The sequence below is a fragment of the Nocardioides sp. QY071 genome, assembly GCF_029961765.1.
In the GTDB taxonomy this organism is placed as follows: domain Bacteria; phylum Actinomycetota; class Actinomycetes; order Propionibacteriales; family Nocardioidaceae; genus Nocardioides.
In genome coordinates this window covers 5,307,429-5,326,098 of sequence record NZ_CP124681.1, presented here as the reverse complement: position 1 = coordinate 5,326,098, position 18,670 = coordinate 5,307,429, and the positions used below count along the sequence as shown (strand labels likewise).

The 18,670-nt window shown below is 73.5% G+C and carries 16 protein-coding genes; 11 read left to right on the top strand and 5 right to left on the bottom strand.

The genetic code is table 11. From position 1 onward, the window contains the following. Together QI633_RS25595 and QI633_RS25590 are read left to right on the top strand one after the other, a co-directional pair. Entirely contained in the window at window positions 1–2,733 is a 2,733-nt protein-coding gene (locus QI633_RS25595; RefSeq protein ID WP_282427524.1) for a DEAD/DEAH box helicase, read from the top strand. Continuing rightward, window positions 2,733–3,422, top strand: a complete 690-nt coding sequence (locus QI633_RS25590) for an SWIM zinc finger family protein (protein ID WP_282427523.1) — start codon at window positions 2,733–2,735, stop codon at window positions 3,420–3,422. The genes QI633_RS25595 and QI633_RS25590 overlap by 1 nt, the downstream gene beginning before the upstream one ends. A gap of 235 nt (window positions 3,423–3,657) precedes the next feature. Here QI633_RS25590 and QI633_RS25585 read toward each other — a convergent pair whose 3' ends face one another. After that, window positions 3,658–4,254 (bottom strand): TetR family transcriptional regulator C-terminal domain-containing protein, encoded by a 597-nt coding sequence (locus tag QI633_RS25585; RefSeq protein WP_141796786.1) that lies wholly within the window; start codon window positions 4,252–4,254, stop codon window positions 3,658–3,660. 65 nt (window positions 4,255–4,319) lie between these two features. Here QI633_RS25585 and QI633_RS25580 point away from each other — a divergent pair, with 65 nt between their 5' ends. After that, entirely contained in the window at window positions 4,320–4,886 is a 567-nt protein-coding gene (locus tag QI633_RS25580) for a hypothetical protein (protein ID WP_282427522.1), read from the top strand. Here the strand turns inward: QI633_RS25580 and QI633_RS25575 are convergent. After that, a complete protein-coding gene (locus tag QI633_RS25575; protein ID WP_282427521.1) occupies window positions 4,847–5,566 on the bottom strand; it encodes a PaaX family transcriptional regulator C-terminal domain-containing protein in 720 nt (239 codons plus the stop codon). The genes QI633_RS25580 and QI633_RS25575 overlap by 40 nt on opposite strands. Before the next feature lie 63 nt (window positions 5,567–5,629). On the opposite strand from QI633_RS25575, the gene QI633_RS25570 reads away from it, so the two are divergent. Beyond that, a complete protein-coding gene (locus tag QI633_RS25570) occupies window positions 5,630–6,646 on the top strand; it encodes a crotonase/enoyl-CoA hydratase family protein (RefSeq protein ID WP_282427520.1) in 1,017 nt (338 codons plus the stop codon). A 5-nt stretch (window positions 6,647–6,651) separates the two neighbouring features. Continuing rightward, window positions 6,652–8,280 (top strand): acyl-CoA dehydrogenase family protein, encoded by a 1,629-nt coding sequence (locus QI633_RS25565; RefSeq protein ID WP_349016706.1) that lies wholly within the window; start codon window positions 6,652–6,654, stop codon window positions 8,278–8,280. 29 nt (window positions 8,281–8,309) lie between these two features. Here the strand turns inward: QI633_RS25565 and QI633_RS25560 are convergent, their stop codons facing one another. Next, window positions 8,310–9,371, bottom strand: coding sequence for a PASTA domain-containing protein (locus QI633_RS25560; protein WP_282427518.1), 1,062 nt, complete (start codon window positions 9,369–9,371; stop codon window positions 8,310–8,312). Window positions 9,372–9,419: 48 nt separating this feature from the next. Next, window positions 9,420–9,995 carry a TetR/AcrR family transcriptional regulator gene (locus QI633_RS25555; protein WP_141796792.1) on the bottom strand — a complete coding sequence of 192 codons (576 nt, stop codon included), beginning with the start codon at window positions 9,993–9,995 and terminating at the stop codon, window positions 9,420–9,422. A gap of 96 nt (window positions 9,996–10,091) precedes the next feature. Here QI633_RS25555 and QI633_RS25550 point away from each other — a divergent pair, with 96 nt between their 5' ends. Then, window positions 10,092–11,243 carry a ScyD/ScyE family protein gene (locus QI633_RS25550; RefSeq protein WP_282427517.1) on the top strand — a complete coding sequence of 384 codons (1,152 nt, stop codon included), beginning with the start codon at window positions 10,092–10,094 and terminating at the stop codon, window positions 11,241–11,243. A 13-nt stretch (window positions 11,244–11,256) separates the two neighbouring features. Here QI633_RS25550 and QI633_RS25545 read toward each other — a convergent pair whose 3' ends face one another. Beyond that, entirely contained in the window at window positions 11,257–11,667 is a 411-nt protein-coding gene (locus QI633_RS25545; RefSeq protein ID WP_282427516.1) for a hypothetical protein, read from the bottom strand. Window positions 11,668–11,752: 85 nt separating this feature from the next. Between QI633_RS25545 and QI633_RS25540 the strand changes: the two genes are divergently transcribed. The 5 genes from QI633_RS25540 to QI633_RS25520 all read left to right on the top strand — a co-directional run bounded on the left by QI633_RS25540 (window position 11,753) and on the right by QI633_RS25520 (window position 18,669). After that, complete coding sequence (locus tag QI633_RS25540) at window positions 11,753–13,342, top strand: carboxyl transferase domain-containing protein (RefSeq protein ID WP_282427515.1); 1,590 nt, start codon at window positions 11,753–11,755, stop codon at window positions 13,340–13,342. A 5-nt stretch (window positions 13,343–13,347) separates the two neighbouring features. Continuing rightward, the gene (locus QI633_RS25535; protein WP_282427514.1) at window positions 13,348–15,219 is read left to right on the top strand and encodes a biotin carboxylase N-terminal domain-containing protein; all 1,872 of its coding nucleotides are present in this window, start codon (window positions 13,348–13,350) and stop codon (window positions 15,217–15,219) included. After that, window positions 15,216–16,157, top strand: coding sequence for a hydroxymethylglutaryl-CoA lyase (locus QI633_RS25530; protein ID WP_141796797.1), 942 nt, complete (start codon window positions 15,216–15,218; stop codon window positions 16,155–16,157). Before QI633_RS25535 ends, QI633_RS25530 begins: the two co-directional genes overlap by 4 nt. 128 nt (window positions 16,158–16,285) lie before the next feature. Beyond that, window positions 16,286–17,434, top strand: coding sequence for a hypothetical protein (locus QI633_RS25525; protein WP_141796798.1), 1,149 nt, complete (start codon window positions 16,286–16,288; stop codon window positions 17,432–17,434). After that, window positions 17,431–18,669 (top strand): hypothetical protein, encoded by a 1,239-nt coding sequence (locus QI633_RS25520; protein WP_282427513.1) that lies wholly within the window; start codon window positions 17,431–17,433, stop codon window positions 18,667–18,669. The genes QI633_RS25525 and QI633_RS25520 overlap by 4 nt, the downstream gene beginning before the upstream one ends. The last annotated feature ends 1 nt before the right edge of the window (window position 18,670 follow it).

Genomic DNA, 18,670 nt, shown 5'->3' with positions numbered 1-18,670 from the left:
GTGAGCTTCGTTCCCGTCTCCGGACCCGCGACCTTCCGGCCCGGGGACCCCGCGACGATCGAGTTCACCGATGCCGACGGCGCCCGCCGGATCGCGCTGCCGGTCAGTGCGGCGCTGCCCGTCCTGAGCCGGTCGCGGTCGGGTGACGCCCACCCGAGCGTCCGCCTGCTCAGCGGCGCGGCGCTGCTCGGGCTACGTCTCGTCGCCGCCGGCAAGGTCGCGCCCGACGAGGCCGGTCGCGCCTGGCGGGTCGGGCGGCTCGACTCGCGCGACCGGGACGCGGTCGACCGGCTCGCCCGCTCGTTCGACGTCGACGACGCGCTCGTCCACGGGATGCTCGACGCGGTCGCCGACACGCTGCCGCGCGCGGCCCCGTCCGGGCGCCGCACCGCACCCGCGGAACCTCAGGATCAGCAGGACCAGCGCACCCCCGACCACTTCGCCGAGCGGGTACGCCGACGGATGGCCGAGCGGCGCGACGACGCCGTGCTGCCGGAGCTGGTGCGGGTCTCGCTCCGGGTCGAGGCCGACGAGGAGGAGCTGGTCGCCGGCACGGTCCGGGTGGTGCTCCAGGTCCACGATGAGCGCGACCCGCTCCACGTCTGCGATGCCGCGCTGCTGTGGACCGCCGGCGCGGCCGAGCACGGCTTCGGCAGCCGGGCCCGCGTGCACGCCAGCATCGCCCTGCGCGCGGCGGCCGATGCGTGGCCGGTGCTCGACCGGCTGCTCGGGCTCGCCGTACCCGACCAGCTGAGCCTCGACGGTGACGAGATCGGCAGCCTGCTCGACAGCGTCGGCGCCCTGCGCGACGCCCGGGTCGACGTGCACTGGCCGCGTTCGCTCGGCCCCGAGCTGACCACGCGCGCGGTCCTCGACCGGCGCCGCGAGGGCACCGGACCGGCTCGCGGTGAGGAGCTGCCGCTGCAGGACAGCCCGTTCTCGACCGAGGGGCTGTTCTCGTTCTCGTGGCAGATCTCGCTGCACGGCGAGGCACTGACCAGTGACGAGATGGCCGAGCTGGCGCAGGCCGCCAGCCCGGTGATCAAGCTGCGCGGCGCGTGGACCGTCGTCGACCCGACGACTGCCGCCCGGGCCCGCAAGCGCCTGATCCGCAAGGCCAGCGGCGCCCAGGCCCTCGCCGCCGCGCTCACCGGCGTCACGGACCTCCCCACCACCGGCGACGAGCAGCCCGCCACGACCGAGGTCGTCGTCGGCGCCAGCCTGCTGAAGGTCCGTGAGCAGGTCCTCGACGCCGCGACGCGCACGCCGATCCCGGAGCCCGCGGGCCTCGCCGCCCGGCTGCGCGACTACCAGCGCCACGGCCTGACCTGGCTCGCCGACCTGACCGGGCTCGGCCTCGGCGCCTGCCTCGCCGACGACATGGGCCTCGGCAAGACGATCACCCTGATCGCGCTGCACCTGCACCGCCTCGAGTCGGGCCGGTCGTCGGGCGGGCCGACGCTCGTGGTCTGCCCGGCCAGCCTCCTCGGCAACTGGGAGGCCGAGGTCGAGCGGTTCGCACCCGGCGTACCCGTCCGCAGGTTCCACGGTGGCTCGCGCTCCCTGGACGACCTCGACGGAGGCTTCGTGCTGACCACCTACGGCACCCTGCGCCGCGACGCCGACACCCTCGCCGCGGTCGGGTGGGACCTCGTGGTCGCCGACGAGGCCCAGCACGTCAAGAACTCCCGTACGTCGACCGCCCGGGCGCTGCGCCGTGTGCCCAGCCGGGCGCGGGTGGCATTGACCGGCACGCCCGTCGAGAACGACCTGACCGAGCTCTGGTCGATCCTCGACTGGTGCGTCCCGGGCCTGCTGGGCAGCCGTCAGGCGTTCCGCCGGGTGTGGGGCGCGCCGATCGAGTCGGGTGCCGAGCCCACGAAGGCCCGGCAGTTCGCCGACCTGATCGGCCCGTTCCTGCTGCGTCGCCGCAAGTCCGATCCCGGCATCGCCCCGGAGCTGCCGCCGAAGACGGAGACCGACCACCTGCTCGGCCTGACCCGGGAGCAGGTCGTCCTCTACGAGGCGTTCGTCAAGGACACCATGGAGCGGATCGAGCGCGCCGACGAGGAGACCCGCCGCGGTCTGGTGCTGGCGCTGCTCACCGGCCTCAAGCAGATCTGCAACCACCCGGCGCAGTTCCTCAAGCAGTCGGGTGCGATCCGGCTCACCGGCCGCTCCGAGAAGCTCGAGCTGCTCGACGAGCTGGTCGCCACCGTGCTCGCCGAGGACGGTGCGGTCCTCGTGTTCACGCAGTACGTCGCGATGGCCCGCCTCGTCGAGCAGCACCTCACCGCGATCGGCGTCCCCCACCAGTTCCTCCACGGCGGCACGCCCGTCCACCGGCGCGAGGACATGGTGCGCCGGTTCCAGGCGGCCGAGGTGCCGGTGTTCCTGCTCTCGCTGAAGGCCGGTGGCACCGGCCTCAACCTGACCCGCGCCGACCACGTCGTCCACTTCGACCGCTGGTGGAACCCCGCCGTCGAGGAGCAGGCCACCGACCGCGCGTACCGGATCGGCCAGACCCGGCCGGTCCAGGTGCACCGGATGGTCACCCGCGGCACGATCGAGGAGCGGGTCGCGGGCCTGCTCGACCGCAAGCGCCAGCTCGCCGATGCCGTTCTGGCCCGCGGCGACGCCGCGCTCACCGAGCTGAGCAACGAGGAGCTGCGCGACCTGGTGACCCTGCGCCGCCAGGCGCGGGAAGCGGCTGCCGCTGAGGAGCGCGACTGATGCGCACCACGTTCACCCGGCAGAGTCAGCCCACGCGCGGCGTCCGCTCGTGGTGGGGCAAGGCCTGGCAGCGTGCGGTCGAGGAGGCGGCGTACTCCGAGGCGGAGCTGCGCCGTGGCCGCACCCACGCCCGCCGTGGCGACGTCGGCGCGATCAGCGTCGAGCCGGGCGGACTGCTCGCGGCCTGCCGTGACGGCGACGACGCCTGGACCGTCCAGGTCCTCCTTCCCGTGCTCGAGGCCTCCGCGCGCACCGCGCTCGTCGAGGCGGTCGCGGCCGAGGCCGGACGGATCGCGGAGCTGCTCGGCGGCAACCTGCCCCACGACCTCGTCGAGCACGCCGAGGAGGTCGGCGTCGAGCTGTTGCCGTACGGCGGCGAGCTGACCGCGACCTGCACCTGCCCCCACTACCTCGACCCCTGCCCGCACGCCATCGCGGTGCTGATCCAGGCGGGCTGGCTGGTCGACACCGACCCGCTGGTGCTCCTCGGGCTGCGTGGCGTGGAGCGCGACGACCTGCTCGCCGACCTGCACGCCCGGACCGCCCCGGCCCCTGGCGCCCCCGGACACCCGCCGGTGTCCGCCGACCTTGCCGACGACGTCGAGCTCGTCGTCGATGCCGCGGCCCGGGCCCAGCGGCTGGTCGCCCTCTTCGAGGCGGGGGCCGAGCTGCCCGACGGACTCCTCTGACGCCGACCCGGCACAAGCTGGCCCTGACTTCTCGCCGACCCGGCGCAGAGTGGCCCGGAAATCGCGCCGACCCGGCACAAAGTGGCCCGGGAATCGCGCCGACCCGGCAGAAGCCGTCCGGGTCAATGCCGGTTGCGGACCACCTTCTGCCGGGTCGACGTCGGTTGCGGACCACCTTCTGCCGGGTCGACGTCGGTTGCGGAACACTTTCTGCCGGGTCGACGGGTTCAGGACGTCATTTCGAGCCGGGTCGGGCCAACGCGTCGAGATGGTCGTCCAGAGCGCGAGTGGCGGACCGACGCCGCCGCGGGTCGCGCATGGCGTGCAGGGCGAGTCCGTCGACGAGGGCGTGCAGGGCGGTGGTCTCGCGGCCGAGGTGCCGGTCGGGGGCGACCCGACCGGCGTCGCGGAGGTCGGCGAGCAGGCGTAGGCACAGCCCGCGGATGGCCTCATGCGCGTCGTCGGCGAGCGCGGTCAGCTCCGGGTGGCGCGGTCCCTCGGCCATGAGGGCGAGGTGGACGCGCATCTCGACGGTCCGCTCGTCGTCGAGGGGGAGCAGCTCGCGCAGGCAGGCGACGGTACGGCGGCGAGGGTCGGTGATCCCGGCGTGCCGGCCGATCCGCGCGGCGGCGCGCTCGTGGGCCAGTCGCATCGCGAATGCCAGCAGCTCGGCCTTGGTCGGGAAGCTGTGCCGCAGCGAGCCCAGCACGAGGTCGGCCTCGGCCGCCACGGTCCGCAGCGACACCGCTCCCACGCCTTCGCGCAGGACCAGCCGCCACACCGCCTCACCGATCCGCTGCCGCCGCTGGTCGTGGTCGATGGTGCGCGGCATGACCGGACGTTAGCACGGCTGTGCTACGTTCCGTATTAGCACACTCGCGCTACCAAGGAGGGTTCGTGTTCGTCGCCGGCTTCATCGCGGCCTCCGAGGTCGGCCTGTGGGTACTGCTCGGCCTGGGCCTCGGCCTGCGCTACGTCTTGCGGCGGCGCCGCGCCAGCACCCTCGTCCTCGCGCTGATCCCACTGCTCGACGTCGCCCTGGTCGCGGCGACCGCGGTCGACCTGCACCGCGGCACCGCCGCCGGTACGACGCACGGGCTCGCCGGCATCTACCTCGGCTTCTCGGTCGCCTTCGGGCCGGCGCTGGTCCGGTGGGCCGACGTCCGGTTCGCACACCGCTTCGCCGGCGGCCCCGCGCCGGTGAAGCCGCCGAAGCACGGCCCGGAGCGGATGGCCGCGCTGTGGCGCGAGTGGCTCCGGGTCGTCGTGGCCGCGGCGATCGCCTCGGTCGTGCTGCTCGGACTCGTCCTGCTCGTCGCGGACGCCGACCAGGACCCGGTGCTGCTCGGCTGGGTCGCCCGGGCCTGGGTGGTGGTCGCCCTCTGGTTCGTGTTCGGGCCGTTGTGGGAGCTGCCGACGTCGCGTCAGCGCGCCACGGTCCACAGCGAGCGCAGCTCGTCCTGATAGGCGGCGTACGCCGTCCGCATCGACGCCGCCGGCCAGTCAGCCGGGAGCAGTGCGGTGGGCAGCAGGGGATCGCTCGCCAGGTGCCGTACGACGTGCGCCGCGACCGCCAGCCGGGCGGCCGGCTCCGGCGTCGCCTCCAGTCGCGCGAGCAGCGAGCGGCCCTGCGCGGCCCAGTCGCCGAGGTCCCACAGCTGCCGGGCGAGGGTGGCCGGATCCTCGTCGGGCGTCGCGGCGAAGGTGCTCAGCACGACCTCGGCGGCGTACTCCCGCGGCCGGCGCAGGTTGGCCGGGCGGGTCCACACGCCCTCGCGCAGCTCCGCCATCCGGTACGACGTCAGCCGGTCGCGCAGCGCCGCCCGTTCCGCGCCCGTGCGGCCGGCGACCACGACGACGGCCATCTCCCAGGTCCCGTCCCACGCGGTCTCGGCGTCGAGGACCGCCTCGTCCTGCCGGCGCTGCCGGGCTGCGAGGCGGGCGCCGAGCACGTAGTCGCCGTCGGCGCGCTGCAGGTCGCCGGCCGCGACGGCACGGGTCAACGCGACCCGGGTGGTCGCGGGCGGCACGCCGAAGTGCTCGCCGGCGCGGACCAGCTCGGCGGCGGACATCCGGTCCGGGTGTGACCCGAGCAGCAGGCTCAGCATGACCGAGCGCGCCGAGAGAGGGGCGAGGTCAGGCATGCGCACAGTTTCGCATCGTTACAGATCTAGACACAACCGACTAAGCAATCGTAATATCGGGGGATGGTCGACGAAGCGCCTTGGCGCCGTACCGCCCTGGATGCCGTGCCGACCGAGGCGCCGTCGTACCGGACGCTCACCTACGAGGTCGACGGCCGCGTCGCACGGTTGACCTTCGACCGGCCTGAGCAGGGCAACTCGATCACCCCGGACACACCGGTCGAGCTCGCCGACGCCGTCGAGCGCGCGGACCTCGACCCACGGGTGCACGTGATCGTGCTGAGTGGGCGGGGCAAGGGCTTCTGTGGCGGCTACGACCTCGCCGCGAGCGCCGAGGGCCTGATGGACGGGGGTCTCGACAAGCTCGACCACCGGGTGGGCCCGGTACCACGCGAGGGCACCGTCCTCGACCCGACCGTCCAGATGCTCAACCACGACCCCGCCGGCACGTGGGACCCGATGGTCGACTACGCGATGATGAGCCGTTTCACGAGGGGCTTCGCCAGCCTGCTGCACGCGAACAAGCCCACCGTGGCCAAGATCCACGGCTTCTGCGTCGCCGGCGGCACCGACATCGCGCTGCACTGCGACCAGATCGTGATCGCCGCCGACGCCAAGATCGGCTACCCGCCCACCCGGGTGTGGGGCGTGCCCAGCGCCGGACTGTGGGCGCACCGGGTCGGCGACCAGCGCGCCAAGCGCCTGCTCCTCACCGGCGACACCCTCACCGGCCGTGAGGCCGCCGAGTGGGGCCTGGCGATCGAGGCGCCCGAGCCCGAGGACCTCGACGAGCGCACCGAGCAGCTGGTGCAGCGCATCGCCGCGATGCCGCTCAACCAGCTGATGATGGTCAAGCTCGCGCTCAACTCCGCCCTCCTCGCCCAAGGCGTGCAGAACAGCCAGATGATCAGCACCGTCTTCGACGGGATCTCCCGCCACACCCGCGAGGGCTACGCGTTCCAGCAACGCGCGGCCGAGGCCGGGTTCCGGCAGGCGGTGCGCGAACGAGACAGCGCGCCGTACGACGACGGCGGACCCGCGACCAGCAACGTCACCAACCAGCCCAACCGCAAGGGATGACAGACATGACCAGCACCCACGAGGTCCTCAACCAGGTCCCGCCGCTCGTCGGCCACGACACCTCCGCCGACCCGGCGCTGCGCGAGGGCATCGAGCGCGAGGGTGCCGGCTGGGCACTGGCCGAGATCCAGGAGGTCGGCCGCCTCGCCGGGACCCAGGAGGCGATGGACCTCGGCCGCCTCGCCGAGCGGGTCCCGCCACGGCTGCACACCCATGACCGCTACGGCCGCCGCGTCGACGAGGTCGAGTACGTGCCGGCGTACCACCGCCTCATGGAGACCGCGGTCGGCCACGGCATCCACGCCGCCCCCTGGGCCGACGACCGCCCCGGCGCGCACGTCGCCCGCGCGGCCAAGTTCTACGCGTGGAACGTCGATGCCGGCCACGGCTGCCCCATCTCGATGACGTACGCCGTCGTCCCGGCCCTGCGCGCCAACCCGGACCTCGCCGCGCGGTTCGAGCCGCTGCTCACCAACCGCGACTACGACTTCGGCCTGCGCGACCCCGAGACCAAGCGGGGCCTGGTCGCCGGCATGTCGATGACCGAGAAGCAGGGCGGCTCCGACGTCCGCGCCAACACGACCACCGCCACGCCGCAGCCGGACGGGACGTACCGGATCGTCGGCCACAAGTGGTTCACCTCGGCGCCGATGTCCGACATGTTCCTCACCCTCGCGCAGGCGCCGGGCGGCCTGTCCTGCTTCCTGCTCCCTCGCGTGCTGCCGGGCGGTGAGGCCAACCCGATCCGGTTCCTGCGGCTCAAGGACAAGCTCGGCAACAAGTCCAACGCGTCGTCCGAGATCGAGTACGACGATGCCGTCGGCTGGCTGGTCGGCGAGGAGGGCAAGGGCGTCAAGACCATCGTCGAGATGGTCAACATGACCCGCCTCGACTGCGTGATCGGCTCGGCATCGGGGATGCGGACCGCGCTGGTGTACGCCGCCCACCACGCCCGCCACCGCGCCGCCTTCGGCAAGCTGCTCATCGACCAGCCGCTGATGCGCAATGTGCTGAGTGACCTGGCGGTCGAGTCCGAGGCCGCGACCACCGCGATGATGCGGCTCGCCGGCGCCAACGACCGGGCGATCCATGGCGACACCGGGGAGGCGGCGCTGCGCCGCCTCGCCCTCGCCGCGACCAAGTACTACGTCTGCAAGCGCGGCCCGGTCCTCGCCAACGAGGCGCTGGAGTGCCTCGGCGGCAACGGCTACATCGAGGACTTCGACATGGCCCGGATCTACCGCGAGCTGCCGCTGCTCTCGATCTGGGAGGGCTCCGGCAACGTCGCCGCCCTCGACGCCCTGCGCGCCATCGGCCGCGAGCCGGAGTCCCTGGACGCGTTCTTCGCCGAGGCCGAGCTCGCCGTCGGCGCCGACCAGCGCTACGACGACGCGGTCGCCTCGCTCAAGAAGGAGCTGACGCAGTTCGACGACATCGAGCTGCGTGCCCGCCGCCTTGTCGAGCAGATCGCCGTCGTCTTCCAGGCCGGGCTGCTCCTCCGTCACGCCCCGACCGCCGTCGCCGACGCGTTCTGCGCCAGCCGCCTGGCCCGCGACTGGGGCAGCGCCTTCGGCACCCTGCCCGCCGGCCTCGACCTCGCGCCGATCCTGGAGCGGACCGAACCGGGCTTCTGACCGCACCCTCCGCTGTGGCCGAGGGACCGTCAGTGGGCGCGGCGGGGGCGGTCGCCGAGCTTGATCCTGACCGCGGCGCCGGGAGGAAGCACGGCCCCCGACTTGGGCTTCTGGCGCACGACCCAGCGCGCGCCCGGATGGGTTCGGCGTACCTTGCCGACCTTGCAGCTCGCGGCGCCGAGCAGCTTGCGGGCGGCCTTGAGCCTGTGGCCGACCAGCTTCGGAACCGTGCAGGCACTCGGACCTGCGGCGTAGGTCAGCGAGATGGACGGCTGACCGGTCGTGTCGGAGACGACGGAGGTGTTCGTGGCCCCGGCGCCGGAGCCGCTGGAGCCCGCTCCGCCGCCGTCTCCGGCGGAGCTCGTGCCCCCGCCTCCTCCGCCGTAGAGGCCGGCGCCGCCGCCTCCGCCGCCACTGAAGGGGAAGCTGCAGCCGACGCCGGACCGGCCGGATGCGCCGGTGCCCAGCGATCCTGTCGTCGCGATCCCGTCACAGCTGTATCCACTCGCCCCGCCGGTCGTGGCTGTCCCGGGTTGCCCGCCCCCGCCGTAGCCCTGCCCGGCGGTCGGAACGGCGCCTGCAGTGCCGCCGCCGTTGGTCGTCCCGGGGCTCGGCGTCGAGCCGCCCCCGCCGCCTCCGCCCGCGGCGACGAGCAGCCGCAGGGTGAGCGACGTGCCGGCCGCACGCGGTGCGAGCCGGATGTCCGAGGCGCCACCGCCGCCCCCTCCTGCGTCGGACCCGCTGCCACCGGCGCCGCCGCCGTTGAAGCCGCCGAGGGCGCCGACGCCGTTGCCGCCCACCTCGAGGTAGAGGATCTGGCCCGGCGCCACCGACAGGTCGGCTGACACGAGGGCGCCGTAGCCTCCCGCTCCGCCCGAGGCGCCGTTGCCACCGCGACCGCCGACGGCCACCGCATGCAGGGTGGTGACACCCGCCGGCACGGCGAAGGTCTGCTCGCCGCCCGTGGGCAGGAAGGTGACCGACTGGGGCGTCGCCCGGGCGGTGGACGCTTCGGCACCGGCAGGTGCGACGGCAGTGAGACCGCCGATCGCCAACGACAGAATGAAGATGAGGCTGAACATGCGGGACATGAAGCCAACGTAGGTTCGTGCGCCGCTGTGGGGGATGGCCCGATCGGACTACGGTTCGACGATCCCCAACGCCCCCAGCGCCATCGACGCGAGCAGGTCCCGCAGCGCGGCATCCGGGATCGCATGACCCGCCCGGGGGGTGGAGTTGAGCAGCCCGAACGCGGCCTGGGCGGCGGCGTGGGCGCGGGGCTTGTCGAGATCCGCGCGCAGGGCGCGCAGCTGGTCGGCCCACAGGTCGACGTACCTGCGCTGGAGGCGGCGGACCTGCTCGCGTGCGTCCTCGGGCAGCGACTCCCAGTCGCGGTCCTGGACGATGATCAGCGGGCGGTGGCCGAGGGCGAACTCGACGTGCCAGTCGACCAGGCCGCGCAGGGCGGCCGACGGGTCGCCGCCGCCGGCGGCCACGCGCTCGCGGCCGACCTCGAGGAGTCGCTCGCTGATCGAGGTCAGCATCTCGGCGAGAACTGCCTGCTTGGAAGCGAAGTGCTTGTAGAGCGCCGGACCGGAGATGCCGCAGGCGGCGCCGAGGTCGGCGACCGAGACGCCGTGGAAGCCGCGGGCGGCGAACAGGTCGGCTGCGGTGGCCAGGATCTGCTCGCGGCGGGTCGGCTCGGTCACGGTCACCCCCGAAGGCTACCCAGATTGGGTCATGACGCCGTCGCGACGCCGCTGCTAGGCAGGTGACGGTGCGGTGCGCGCCAACGACCCGAGGAGCAGACCATGGGCAAGGCAGCGATCAGGATCGGTACGGCGATGGCGGCGCTCGCCCTCGCGGCGACCGGAGCGCCGGCGGTGGCCGGCCCGCAGGACGCCGGCGGGCGCGCGGCACCGAAGACGGTCGCCCCGCTCATGGGCCCGCGTGGCGTCGACGCGCTCGGCCACGGCCGGACCCTCGTCACGGAGACCGGCGGCACCTTCAGCCTGGTCGTGGAGCGCAAGCACAAGCCGGCGCGGGTGGTCCCGCTCGGCAACCTCCCCACGGACTTCCCGCCGGCGATCTCCAAGGGCCCGCACGGCACGATCTACCTGCTGACGGGGGCTTCCGGCCCGCCGCCGGAGCAGCGCCCGTCGGTCCTGCGCGGCGCCGCGGCGCCCGCGCCCGCGACGACGCTGTTCAAGTGGAAGCGCGGCTGGCCCGCACCCAAGGTGGTCGCCGACATCAGCGCGTACCAGAAGACCGACCCCGATCCGTGGGATCAGGAGGGCTTCCCGGCCGACAGCAACCCGTTCGGCGTCCTGGCCCTGGACGACGGCACCGTGCTGGTCTCCGACGCCGCCGGCAACGACCTGCTCCGGGTGTGGCCGAAGAAGGGCAGGATCAGGACGGTCGCCCGGCTGATGCCGCGCACGGTGCCGGTCCCGGCCGGGCTGCCCGACGTACCCCCGCCGATGGGCCCGCTCCCGCCGGCCGGCACCCCGATCGTCTCCGAGGCGGTGGCCACGTCGGTGGCCGTCGGCGCCGACGGCTACTGGTACGTCGGCGAGCTGCGCGGCTTCCCGGCGACCCCGGGCACCTCGCAGGTGTGGCGGATCAGGCCGGGGTCGACGAACGCCACCTGCGACCCGGCGCACCCGCGCAAGGGCGCCTGCAAGAGGTACGCCGACGGCTTCACCTCGATCACCGACCTGGCGGCCGGACCGAAGGGGATCTACGTCCTCGAGCTGTCGAAGAAGAGCTGGTTCGCCTTCGAGATGGGCCTGCCCGGTGCCGAGGAGGGCGGCCTGTCCCTGGTCCGCGACCGCGGGGCCGAGCCGCGGGTGCGCGAGCTCGCCGCGGGCCGGTTGAAGAACCCGGGCGGGGTCGACGTGAGCGACCACGTCTACGTCGCGGGCCCGCTGTTCGGTCCCGGGGCGCTGCTCCGGCTCCGCTGAGCCTCAGCGGCGCTCACGTGCAGTTGGCGGACAACCACTTGTCGACGGCTCGGCCGGTCGGCGGGTCCGCGGCCAGCGCGTCCTCGTACTCGGCGAGCGACGCGCTCTCCCGGACCGCCCGCTCGATCTGGTCGAGCTCGTCGACGGCCGCCGCGGGGAAGGTGGCCGGGACACCGGCCTCGTCGATCGCGTCGAACGCCGCCCCGATCCGTGCCCACGCGTCCTCCGGATCGCCGGTGCGGTCGTAGGCGTCGTCGATCGAGGCGTCCACCTCCTGCATCAGGTCGCAGAAGGTCGCCGGCGCGACGGTCTTGCCGCCCTCGGGTCGGGCGGACGACTCGTCGTCGCCGGACCCGCACGCCGTCGTCAGCAGGAGCGGTACGGCGAGCGCGGCGGCGAGCCGTCGGATCGGGGAGCGACGCATGGGGTGACCCTAGGGCGTGTCCTAGGCGATCGCCCGGTGAGCCGCCCCATTGCGCACAAGGTTAATGATCGTTAACCTCGTGCTCGTGTCCGAGACTTCCGAGCCCACCCTCCGGGACCTGGCCGCCGACCTGCGCGAGCGCCTCGCGCGGGTGCGCCAGGGCGGCAGTGAGGCCGCCCGCACCAAGCACACCGACCGCGGCAAGCTCCTGGCCCGCGACCGGGTCGACGGCCTGCTCGACCCCGGCAGTCCGTTCCTGGAGCTGGCGCCGCTGGCGGCGTACGGCATGTACGGCAAGCCCGGCGACGACTACGCCGTCCCCGCCGCGGGCGCCGTCGCCGGCATCGGCCGGGTCGAGGGCCGCAACGTCATGGTCGTCGCCAACGACGCGACCGTGAAGGGCGGCACCTACTACCCGATGACGGTCAAGAAGCACCTGCGGGCGCAGACCGTCGCCGCCGAGAACAACCTGCCCTGCGTCTACCTGGTCGACTCCGGCGGCGCCTTCCTGCCGATGCAGGACGAGGTGTTCCCCGACAAGGAGCACTTCGGCCGGATCTTCTTCAACCAGGCCAACATGTCCGCGCGCGGGATCCCGCAGCTCGCCGCGGTGATGGGCTCGTGCACCGCCGGTGGCGCCTACGTCCCGGCGATGTCCGACGAGACCGTCATCGTCAAGAACCAGGGCACGATCTTCCTCGGCGGCCCGCCGCTGGTGAAGGCCGCGACCGGCGAGGTCGTCAGCGCCGAGGACCTCGGCGGCGGCGACGTGCACGCCCGCAGGTCCGGGGTCGTCGACCACCTCGCCGACGACGACGCCCACGCGCTGCGCATCCTGCGCGGCATCATCGACACGCTGCCGATTGGGCACAGACCGCAGGATCCCGCGCCGAATTCGCGCGGTTTGGTCCCAAACCGCATCAATTCCGAGGACCCGCACGAGCCGCCGGAGAGCATCTACGACGTCGTGCCGGTCAGCACCCGCACGCCGTACGACGTCCGCGAGGTCATCCGGCGCCTGGTCGACGGCAGCCGGCTGCAGGAGTTCAAGCAGCTGTACGGCGAGACCCTGGTCTGCGGGTTCGCCCGCATCCACGGTCACCCGGTCGGCATCGTCGCCAACAACGGCATCCTGTTCAGCGAGTCGGCGCTCAAGGGCGCGCACTTCGTCGAGCTGTGCAACCAGCGCGGCATCCCGCTGCTCTTCTTGCAGAACATCTCCGGCTTCATGGTCGGGCGCGAGTACGAGAACCGCGGCATCGCCCGCGACGGTGCCAAGCTGGTCACCGCGGTCGCCTGCTCGGTGGTCCCGAAGCTGACCGTGGTCATCGGCGGCTCCTTCGGCGCCGGCAACTACGGCATGTGCGGGCGCGCCTACGACCCGCGCTTCTTGTGGATGTGGCCCAACTCCCGGATCTCGGTGATGGGCGGCGACCAGGCGGCCAACGTGCTCGCGACGGTCGCCGGTCGCGAGGACGACCCCGATGTGGAGGAGTTCAAGCAGCCGATCAAGGACCAGTACGAGACCCAGGGCTCGCCCTACTACGCGTCCGCGCGGCTGTGGGACGACGGTGTGATCGACCCCGCCGACACCCGCCGGGTGCTCGGCATGGCGCTCGAGGTCGTCTCCGCGGTCCCGACCCCCGCCCCCAACTACGGCATCTTCCGGATGTGATCGCGATGACCGAGACCCACGAGATCAGGTCCGTACTGGTCGCCAACCGCGGCGAGATCGCCCGCCGCGTCTTCCGCACCTGCCGCGACCTGGGTATCCGCACCGTCGCGGTGCACACCGACCTCGACGCCGACGCGCTGCACGTCCGCGACGCCGACGTCGCCCTGCGGGTGCCGTCCTACCTCGACGGCGACGCCGTCCTCGCCGCCGCGAAGGAGGCCGGCCTGGCCGACGGGGGCGCGATCCACCCCGGCTACGGCTTCCTCTCCGAGAACGCGGGCTTCGCGGCCGCCGTCACCGACGCGGGCATCGCCTGGGTCGGGCCCAGCCCGAAGGTCATCGAGCAGATGGGGCGCAAGGACGCGGCCCGCGACCTGGCCGTCGAGGCCGGCGTGCCGGTGGTGCCGTCGTACGACATCGCTGAGGACCCGGCCACCTTCGCCTACCCGGTGCTGGTCAAGGCCGCCGCCGGCGGTGGCGGCAAGGGCATGCGCGTGGTCCGCGCGGCCGCCGACTTCGACGCCGCCGTCGCCGCCGCGAAGCGCGAGGCGGCCAGCGCCTTCGGCGACGACACCATCCTGGTCGAGAAGTACGTCGAGCGCGGTCGCCACATCGAGGTGCAGGTGCTCGGCGACAGCCACGGCACCGTCGTCCACCTCGGCACCCGCGAATGCTCGGTGCAGCGCCGTCACCAGAAGGTGCTCGAGGAGGCGCCCGCCCCCGCGCTCGACGACGAGCTGCGCTCCCGGATCCACGCCTCCGCGGTCGATCTGTCCGCGTCGGTGGGCTACGAGAACGCGGGCACGATCGAGTACCTTCTCGACGCCAGCACCGGAGACTTCTACTTCCTGGAGATGAACACCCGGCTCCAGGTCGAGCACCCGGTCACCGAGATCCACAGCGGCACGGACCTGGTGGCGCTGCAGCTCGCCGTCGCCGCGGGGGAGCCGCTGCCGTTCGACCAGTCCGGGGTGCGCTTCCGGGACCACGCGATCGAGGCGCGGATCTACGCCGAGGACGCCTTCGCCGGCTTCCTCCCGCAGGCCGGTACGGCGACCGTCGTCCGTTGGCCGGACTCGGTGGTTGAGGTGCGAGCGCAGCGAGCCTCGACACCCCGGGTCGACCACGCGCTCGAGTCCGGCCAGGTCGTGAGCACGTCGTACGACCCGATGCTAGGCAAGGTCATCGTCTCCGGGCGCGACCGCGAGAGCGCGCGTCGCGCGCTGGTCGCCGCGCTCGACGACACCGCGATCCTCGGCCTGACCACCAACACCGGCTTCCTGCGGGTGCTGGCGGCGGGCGAGGAGTTCGCCGTCCCCGGCGGCATCGACACCGCCTGGCTCGACCGGCACGACGTCCCGGCCCCCGACCCGGCCCCGGCCCGAGCGGTCGCCGCCCGGCTCTGGCTCGACGCCAACACCGCGGCCACCGGTCCGTTCGCCGGCGACGGCTTCCGGATGGGCGCACCCGCGGCCCCGGTCGTGGTGGAGTTCACCGACGGTACGGTGGTGCTGCCCGACCGCCCCCGAACCGTTCGATCGAACGATTCGGTGGCCCGCGTGAGCCGGTACCACGTCGAGCTCGCCCACCAGGGCCAGCGCTATGTCTTCGACCGCCCCGACGCAAGTGCCGACCACGGCGTGGCGGCCGGCGACGGCACGGTCGTCGCGCCGATGCCCGGCACGGTCCTCGACGTGAGGGTCGCGGTGGGCGACACGGTCGCCGAGGGCGACGTGCTCGGTGTCGTCGAGGCGATGAAGATGGAGCTGGCGCTCAAGGCGCCGTACGCCGGCACGGTCACCGCCGTCGGCGCCGGCACCGGCCAGCAGGTGGCCCTGGGCGCTGAGCTGTTCGTCGTGGAGGGGGAGAGCGCATGAGCGGGCTGCCGATGGTGATCGACGAGCCGGGACTGCCCGCGAAGGTCACGATCTACGAGGTCGGGCCGCGCGACGGCCTGCAGAACGAGAAGTCCGTGGTGCCCACCGAGGTCAAGGCTGCCTTCGTGAAGCGGCTGATCGACGCGGGGCTCCCGATCGTCGAGGCGACCAGCTTCGTGCACCCCGACTGGGTGCCGCAGCTCGCCGACGCCGCTGACCTGATGACCGGCCTGACCGCCGACCTCGGGGACGCCGCCCGCCAGCTGCCGGTCCTGGTGCCCAACCAGCGCGGCCTGGACCGGGCCGTCGGCCTCGGCCTGCGCCACGTCGCGGTCTTCGCGTCGGCGACCGAGACGTTCGCGAACAAGAACCTCAACCGCACCCTCGAGTCGCAGTTCGAGATGTTCGAGCCGACCATCGTGGCCGCCCTGGCCGCCGGGATGGACGTCCGCGGCTACGTCTCGATGTGCTTCGGCGACCCGTGGGAGGGCGCCGTACCGATCGAGCAGGTCGTCGCCGTCGGCACCCGCCTGCTCGACCTGGGCGTCGGCCAGCTCAGCCTCGGCGACACCATCGGCGTCGCCACCGCCGGCCACGTCAAGGCCCTGGTCGCCGCGTTCGCCGAGGCCGGCGTCTCGTGCGACCGGCTCGCGCTGCACTTCCACGACACCTACGGCCAGGCGCTCACCAACGTCCACGCGGGGTTGCAGTCCGGAGTCACGACGTACGACGCCTCGGCGGGCGGCCTCGGCGGCTGCCCCTACGCCAAGAGCGCCACCGGCAACCTGGCCACCGAGGACCTGGTGTGGTTCCTCACCGGGCTCGGCATCGAGCACGGCGTCGACCTGGACGCGGTCGTCGCGACCAGCGCCTGGATGGCCGAGCAGCTCGGCCGGCCGAGCCCCTCGGCCGTCGTCCGGGCCCTCAGCGGCGCCTGACCGTTGCGCGCGCCCCATGCGTTCTGGTCGCGAATTCGCTGGATCGACGACCAGAACGCATGGGGTGCGGCAGCTCGGCAGGCGCCCCTGGCAGGCACGGGTTCGCCACCTCCCCTTAACGTTGGGCCATGAGTGGTCGACGACGCGCCTGGGGATGGGTGGCCGCGTTGCGAGCCGGAGCGACGACGCCGTGGCTCGACTGGCCGGCCGACGGATCGGGGGAGGGCGAGCCGCTCGGCGCCGAGCTCCCGGGAGCCCAGCAGCTCGCGCTGTTGCGCCGCCTCAACGCCCACGCCCATGCGGCCGGGCGCACCGTCCCGGCCGCCACTGCGGAGCGCGTGCTCGCCGCCGGCGTCTCCGGACGCGGCCGCAGCGAGCTCGCACTGGTGGGGGTCGACGACGCCCCTGACCAGTTCGGGCCGCGTCCGGTCGACCCGGACGCGCTGAGCGACGACGAGCTGCTCCGGGTCGCGAGCGCCCTGATCGCCGACGACGTCGCGCTGACCGCCGCCCTCCCGGAGCCCGAGCCGACCTTCGTCGACAAGGTCCGCGCCGTACGACGCCCGTGGGTCCGCTCGTTCGTCGTGGTCGGCATGCCCTGGCGTGCCGACGCCGTCCGCGCCGAGCTCACCGTCCAGGGTCACCGTCCGGGCGGTCGCCGGCCCACGGCGTACCTCCTCGCCGACGACCTGGAGACCGTCCTCGTCCAGGCCTGGACCGCGCGCAGCTTCGACCAGGGCGGCGCGTCCTGGCGCGGCTTCGTGCGCGCCAACGCCGGTGCCGGTCACCTGCCGCCGCGCGCCGACCTGGCGCGGATGGCGCGCTCCGCGGCCTACAAGTACGGCGCCGAGCGGGTCCGGGTCGTCCTCGACGACCGGCTGCTGGCCGACGAGCTCGGCGTGACCCGGCTCGGCGGTCCGCCGCGCCTCGGTGCGCACGCAGTCGACCTGATCCGCCGGGTCGGCGAGCCGCTCGGCCTGCTGGTCGCCTCCGAGGACCGCCCGCGGCTGCTCCGCGACACCCTCGGCCGGCGCCTCGACGGGCTCGGCGGACCGCCCCCGACGCTGCCGCCGCGCTGGGACGGCTGGCTCAGCACGCAGGCCGAACGCACCCGCCACGACCTCGCCGCGGCTCGCTACCCTGTGCTCGGCGATCTTGACCAGCTGTTGCCGCGCCCCCTCGGTACCGAGCCGGTGGCACCGGTCGACGCCGAGGTCCTGGCCCTCGCGCTCGGCCTGCTCCTCGACCCCGTCACCGTGCCCAAGGAGGAATCGTGAGTCGGCGAGTCCTGCTCCACGTCGGGACGCCCAAGACCGGGACGTCGTACCTCCAGGACGTCCTCTACAAGAACCGGGCCAAGCTCCTCAAGCAGGACGTGCTCTATCCTGCCGACCGCTTCGACGAGCACTTCCTCGCCGCGCTCGACCTGATGCGGCTGCGCTGGGGCGGGCTCGAGGCCGAGGCCGTCGGCGCCTGGGACCGGCTCGCCGAGCAGGTCCGGGCCCACGACGGCACCGCGATCATCAGCCACGAGATCCTCGCCTCCGCCTCGCGCAGCCAGGTCGCCCGCGCACTCGCCTCGATCGGCCACCGGCCCGGCGGCGACACCAGCGACGGCGGCACCGAGGTCCACCTGATCCTCTCCGTGCGCGACCTGGTCCGCCAGATCCCGGCCGAGTGGCAGGAGAACGTCAAGCACCGCGCGCGCTTCGGCTACGGCCGCTTCCTCGAGCTGATCCAGGACCCCGAGCGCGTGCACCGCGTCGGCGCGTGGTTCTGGGGCGTGCAGGAGATCCCCGACATCCTGGACCGCTGGGGTGCGGACATCCCGCCCGAGCGGGTCCACCTGGTCACCGTCCCGCCGTCCGGCGGCCCACCCGACCTGCTGTGGGAGCGGTTCAGCACCACCTTCGGGCTCGACGGGCTCGACCTCAAGCTCACCACCCGGCGCGCGAACCCGAGCCTCGGCGTACCCGAGTCGGCGCTGATCCGCCGGATCAACCGCACCGCCGCCCGCGACCTGCCGCCGCAGCACTACCGCCCGCTCGTCCGTGAGCTGCTCGCCCACCGCACCCTCTCCAAGCGCACCAAGTCCGCCCGCCTCGGCCTGCCGCCGGACCAGTACCCCTGGGTGCACGAGCTCACCGAGAGCTGGATCGCGGAGCTCTCCCGCCGTGGGTACGACGTCACCGGCGACCTCGAGGACCTGCGCGGCGCTCCCGCCCCGGCCGGCAAGTGGGTCGACCCCGACCACCCGCCGGAGCGCCAGGTCGCCTCTGCGGCGGTCGACGCGATCAAGGCGCTGCTGCTCGACAACGCCGAGGCGCACGCCGAGAACGAGCGGCTGCGCCGCAAGCTCGAGGCCGCCCGTCGCGAGCTGGTCCGGGCCCGCACGCCGCGGCTGATGCGCTCGATGGAGTGGACCGTGCAGAGGCTGGAGCGCAGCGGCAAGGGCCGCCAGGCGCTCGGGGTCTACCGCAAGGCCCGCAACCGGACGCCGCAGGAGCAGTAGG